We start from the raw sequence: 4858 nt of genomic DNA on the forward strand, positions 1-4858 counted from the left end.
GTCATTTATGAGAGACCGGGTGGGCGGCCACCGAGTCGCTCCGGCCGGAGGCTGCGGCTGTCGGGAGGAACTCGGCGGGATGCCCAAGCTGATGACATAGTCGCGTTCCCGGTCGTACGCCTCGGCGGTGCGGCAGGTCAGGGTGAACAGGGTCAGCAGCTGCCCGGCGATTTCCGGTTCGTGCTGCGCTCGTTCGATCATCTCGTCGAGTGCTCGCTTCACCTCGCGCCACAGCACGGCCGCCCGGGACGGTTCGTCGCCCGCGGCGACCACCTGGTCGGGTTCCGGCGCCAGCAGCGGGCCGAGCGTGCCGCGGGCGACGATCACGCGGCGGGCGGCCAGGTCCAGCGCGACCGCGGCGGCGTGCAGCATCGCCTGCTGGCGCGGCCAGTCGAGGTGTTCGTAGGCGTGCAGCCGAGATACGCCGGAAACCCGACAAGATCGGCTTTGGGACTGCGTGTCGGGGGGACTGCGCCGCCCGCCGTGCTGGGAGCCGACTGTCCTCCAGTTGGGACTGTAGGTCCGACCCTTGTCCAGCATGCTTCTGACCAGGGTGCGGTCGATGCGGTCAGAGCGGTTGGACTACTCGCTCCCGATGTCCTGCGCCGGCCCGGGGTCCTCCTGGACAGCCCGCCCGGGCCGATGCTCGCTGATCCATGCTTCGACGTCAGCGGCGCGCCACAGACGGATGTGACGAGCCTGCTGCACGTGGGCGGGAAATCCGGCGCGGTGGGAGAGCTGACGGGCCCGCTCTGTGGAGATCTTCAACCGTTGGGCGATGTCGCCCGTGCTCCACAGCTGCTCGTCGACCACTGGCCCATGGTAGTGGGCAACCCCAAATCAGCGTATCCTTTTGGTTGCCCAACCCCAAGTGTCGGGTCTGTAGCGGTCCGGGCGGTGCACCACCACCATCCCGGACCTTGGCCCCGACCCTGCGCAATCAGGAGCGGTGACCCATGTCCATCATCCCGCCATCCGGCCGTCCCCCCGGGCGCGATCCGGGCGAACCGCATCGGCTCGTGACGGTCCGCCACGACAGTCGAGCGGTCTACGAGATAACCGTGTCGCCCGGTGCGGACCTGCACGACCTGGCGACGGCGACCGCGACACTCCCCAACGTCCTCTACACCGATCACCGACCGGTCACCCCGAGAAATCCGGCGGTGGTCCTGACGTTCCGGGCGCTGCCGACCGGAGTGGACTGGCCGGACGGGGTGCCGGTGCGGCCGTCGTCCCCCCGCGGAGCGCCTCCCGTCTCCGGGTGGGTACCGGCACTCGATCCGAACGCGGTGGAGGCCGAACCGTCCGCCTACGAACTGGCGTTGCGCGCGATCCTGGAGACCGACGCGTTCCGCGTGCACGGGCAGTCGCTGGTGTACGGGCTGGTGTTCTGTGATCCGGATGCGGTGATAGCTGCTGCGGAAGGAATCGTGGCCCAGTGGACTCAACGGACATAGAGCCTCATCTCTGATAACACAGACAAGCCTGCGGTCGGTGACCAGACCATGGGTCACCGACCGTTTCCGTTGCCGCGGGCGGACGGGTGGTGTCACGCGATGCCGATCGGACGTGCCGTGCTCGACGCGGCGGACGCAAGGGCTGGAGTGGCCGACCCACAGTCCTACCGGCCATAGGAGGTCAGCTGCCGGTACGCGTCTTCCACTCGGACCGGGTGATGGCGTACACGTTGTTGTCCTTCCACGGGCCGACCGTGGCGACCGCCTGGAAGACCATTCCCAGCTTCCGGGCGATCCCGTTCATGCCGGCGTTGCCCTGGTCTGTGACGGTGACGAGTTCGTCAACGCCGAGCACGGTGAACCCGAACGCGAGCGCTGCCCGGATCGCTTCGGTGCCGAGTCCGTCCCGCCAGCGGTCCCGGCGGATGGACACGGCGACCTCGATTCCGGGCCAGCCGTCGGCGTAGTAGGTGCCGGCACGGCCGAGGAACTCGCCGGTGCTCTTGTCCTCGACCGCCCACATGCCGTGGCCGCGTAGCGCCCACATGCCGATCAGATGGGTAACCAGGCGTTCCGTGCCCTCCCGACCGAACGTGCCGTTGAGAAAGCGCATGGTCTCGTCGTCGGCGTTCATCGCCGCGTACGGGTCGATGTCGCCCGGCTGCCAGCACCGCAGGACTAACCGGTCCGTGATCACCGTGGGTACGGCGATGGATGTGGGCTCGCCGAACGTCAGCGTCATACCGATCCTCCTGGCGGGAGCGCACGGACCTGCTCGCAGTAGTCCCGAACCTCGGACACCTCATGCCACGGCGCCAACCCAGCGGCAACCTCCCGGGCCTTGACCATGACGCTGAACGTCGGACGGTCCGCGAGGACTGCGACCGCACGGGCCGCGACCGCCGCCGCCTCATCCGGTGCCGGTCGGGTGCGGGTGGCCAGCGCTACGGCCAGGCCGAGCAGCGCGTGTCCCTGGTCTTCGAACCCGAGCCCATGGGTCTGTGTCAACGCGGCACGGGCGATCGGTTCGGCTTCGTCACCGGCTCCCAGTCGGGCGAGGACCCCGCCAGCGAACACCTCGGCCAGGTTCGGGGCGAACGGTGCCATCCCCGGCCGTGCCCCCAGGCCGACTGCGTCCCGGCGCATCCGCTCCAATGCCGCCCGGGTCGAGCGCTCGTCGCCGAGAACCGCATGGGCACGTGCCTCGTAGGCGGCCAGTCTCGCCGCAGTGTAAGGATGCGGGAATCGCTGCGCCGCCTCCGCCGCAACCCGGGCCGCCTCCTCATACCGGCCGCCGTAGAACGCCAGCGTGGACGCCATCTCTGCGACGGACGCGGCCAGCACCGGTTCTTCGGCATCCTCGGCGTGATCCCCTGCGAGGGTGAGGAACCGCCGTGACGCCGTATGATCATCCATGTTGAACGCCAACCGGCACAGCATGTAGGCGCAGGAACCCGCGGCCACGGTGAGACGCCGATGGGCCCGTAGCCGGGTCGCCTCCCGCAATTGGGTCTCTGCCTGCCACCACGTCCTGTACACCATAGGGGCGAGCGCATCATGCGCGGTGGTGGTGTATATGGCCGCATGCTGGTCGACTTGGTCCTCGATCTCGGCGACAGTCAACGGATCCGGTCCGGTGGCCGTCCACCGCCGGTAGGTATCCGCCGCGAGGACCCCGGCCGCAGCCAGCTCGAAGACCTGCCGTCGGTCCGTGGAATCCTCCCTTCGGTCCCGCCGCGGGCCAGGCAGGCCGATACGCCGTGCCTGTCGCTCCTGCCAGGCCTGTCCGCGCAGCGTACGCAGTTCTCCGCCCGCGTCCAGCGCGGTGTCCAACGCGTCGATGAGGGTCTGCGACGGCACGTCCCGGCCGGATTCAGCCTGCGACAGGTAGGCCCGTTGGTAGCCGAGCCGGGCGGCAAGCCGCTCCTGGCTGTATCCAGCGGCGCGGCGTAGTTCCCGGATGCGGTCGGCCAGTTTACGTGCCGTTCCGCCGTCGTCCATTGCCGTTCTCCGTCATGTGTGGCGGGGGGTAACAACCGCCGGTTACCCGTAACCGGTTTCTGACGTGGCCGCCTGCTCCGGCCTGCTGTTACCCCACCCGCACGGTGTGTCGTACTCGTGTCGGCACGATAACCGGCCGGCCACACAGGAAGAACAGGAACGGGGAATGTCGTGGCCCAGTCGAAGAGTTTCACCCGCCGGCCACCTGTGCCGGCGCAGATCCGGCGCTCCTTACCCCGGGCCGAGGCCTACGGCGATGTTCCGGACGCGACGTTGTACGCGCTCGTCGTCTACGGCCCGGACCGACAGCCCGTCGAAGTCGTCCTGCCGTTCCCGACCGTCAGCGCGGCCGACCATCACGCGCAGAGCAGCAACCTGGACGGTCGCATCGTCCCGATCACGTTTCCGTTCCGCCCTCGTCAGGGGCCTTGAGACCAGGTCTCCCGGATATGGCCGTGCCCCGACCCGGGAGGCCTGACCGATGCGTGCCGGCCCGTGCGGGGCCCGTCCCTTCCTCGTCGTTGCGGGCGTGGCGTACGGGCCGGCGCGTACAACCAACACCCACCATCGAAAGGATCAACCATGTCCAAGGATCGCACCCGCAAGCCCGACCTCACCGATTTCGACCCCGACGCCGTCACCTGGCAGACGTCCAGCTTCTCCAACGGCGCCGGTGGCATGTGCGTACAAGCCGGCATGCACGACGGCGGAGTGGTCGTCCGCGATGCGAAGAACCCGGACGGGCTCGTGCTGTCGTTCTCCCGCGCCGAGTGGGCCGCGTTCGTCGACGGTGTCGAAAACGGCGAAATGCGCTTCTGACCTACCACAACGTCAGCCGACCGTTGCTGCCTTCTCAAGGCGGCCACCAACGTGTGGTCGTGACTGTTGCCGCGCTGATCATCCACGAGGCGTCTCCTGCTATGGCGCTGGCGTGGGAAGCCAGCTGCGGGTCGGCGGCGATCGCCGCGCGTACCACCCGCTGGGTGGTCTGGCCGTCGGATCCTGGCTCCCAGCGCAGCTCCCACTGGTCACGGTCGACGCCGTACGTCGCGGTGACCTCGAGGCCGTACTGGTAGGGGTTTCGGGAGTGCACGGTCGCACATGGAGAGAACTGGAAGGTCTTTGGTCAGTGGCGTTTCTTGCGGGCGATGCCGCCCCACAGCGCGGAGTGCTTGCGGCCGTCGTCCGTCACGTACACGAACTCGCCGTCCCTGTCGGGCTCGGACACGGCCGTGACGCGGCCGACGTTGGCCAGGGTGTCCCCCGGGCGGATGTCACTGCACGGAATCAGGATCTCGTCATCGTCGTAGGCGGAGTAGGCGGCGAGAAAGTCACGCTTGTTCACGGCCACGTGGTCCTCCTGATCGGACGGGTATTGTCGTATCAATTTGAGACGCTAA

Annotated in this window: 8 protein-coding genes and 1 pseudogene; 3 read left to right on the forward strand and 6 right to left on the reverse strand. The window is 68.3% G+C overall.

The features are described 5' to 3' along the window. Positions 1-540 (reverse strand): annotated as a pseudogene (locus MJ797_RS24550) (hypothetical protein); the annotation flags it as partial. 42 nt (positions 541-582) lie between these two features. Further along, positions 583-813, reverse strand: coding sequence for an AlpA family transcriptional regulator (locus tag MJ797_RS24555; RefSeq protein WP_239341746.1), 231 nt, complete (start codon positions 811-813; stop codon positions 583-585). Between the two features lie 143 nt (positions 814-956). On the opposite strand from MJ797_RS24555, the gene MJ797_RS24560 reads away from it, so the two are divergent. Further along, complete coding sequence (locus tag MJ797_RS24560; protein WP_239341748.1) at positions 957-1457, forward strand: hypothetical protein; 501 nt, start codon at positions 957-959, stop codon at positions 1455-1457. 181 nt (positions 1458-1638) lie between these two features. Here the strand turns inward: MJ797_RS24560 and MJ797_RS24565 are convergent, their stop codons facing one another. Together MJ797_RS24565 and MJ797_RS24570 are read right to left on the reverse strand one after the other, a co-directional pair. After that, positions 1639-2199, reverse strand: coding sequence for a GNAT family N-acetyltransferase (locus MJ797_RS24565; protein ID WP_239341749.1), 561 nt, complete (start codon positions 2197-2199; stop codon positions 1639-1641). After that, positions 2196-3458: a helix-turn-helix transcriptional regulator gene (locus tag MJ797_RS24570; RefSeq protein WP_239341750.1), complete on the reverse strand. Its 1263-nt coding sequence runs from the start codon at positions 3456-3458 to the stop codon at positions 2196-2198. Before MJ797_RS24570 ends, MJ797_RS24565 begins: the two co-directional genes overlap by 4 nt. A gap of 171 nt (positions 3459-3629) precedes the next feature. Here MJ797_RS24570 and MJ797_RS24575 point away from each other — a divergent pair, with 171 nt between their 5' ends. Continuing rightward, entirely contained in the window at positions 3630-3890 is a 261-nt protein-coding gene (locus MJ797_RS24575; RefSeq protein WP_239341752.1) for a hypothetical protein, read from the forward strand. A gap of 150 nt (positions 3891-4040) precedes the next feature. After that, positions 4041-4277, forward strand: a complete 237-nt coding sequence (locus MJ797_RS24580; protein WP_239341754.1) for a DUF397 domain-containing protein — start codon at positions 4041-4043, stop codon at positions 4275-4277. A 34-nt stretch (positions 4278-4311) separates the two neighbouring features. Here the strand turns inward: MJ797_RS24580 and MJ797_RS24585 are convergent, their stop codons facing one another. After that, on the reverse strand, positions 4312-4551 hold the full coding sequence (locus tag MJ797_RS24585) for a hypothetical protein (protein ID WP_239341756.1): 240 nt from the start codon (positions 4549-4551) through the stop codon (positions 4312-4314). A gap of 33 nt (positions 4552-4584) precedes the next feature. Continuing rightward, positions 4585-4809: a hypothetical protein gene (locus tag MJ797_RS24590; protein ID WP_239341758.1), complete on the reverse strand. Its 225-nt coding sequence runs from the start codon at positions 4807-4809 to the stop codon at positions 4585-4587. Positions 4810-4858 lie beyond the last annotated feature (49 nt).

Origin of the sequence: Protofrankia sp. CiP3 (genome assembly GCF_917627345.1) — a bacterium.
GTDB lineage: Bacteria > Actinomycetota > Actinomycetes > Frankiales > Frankiaceae > Protofrankia.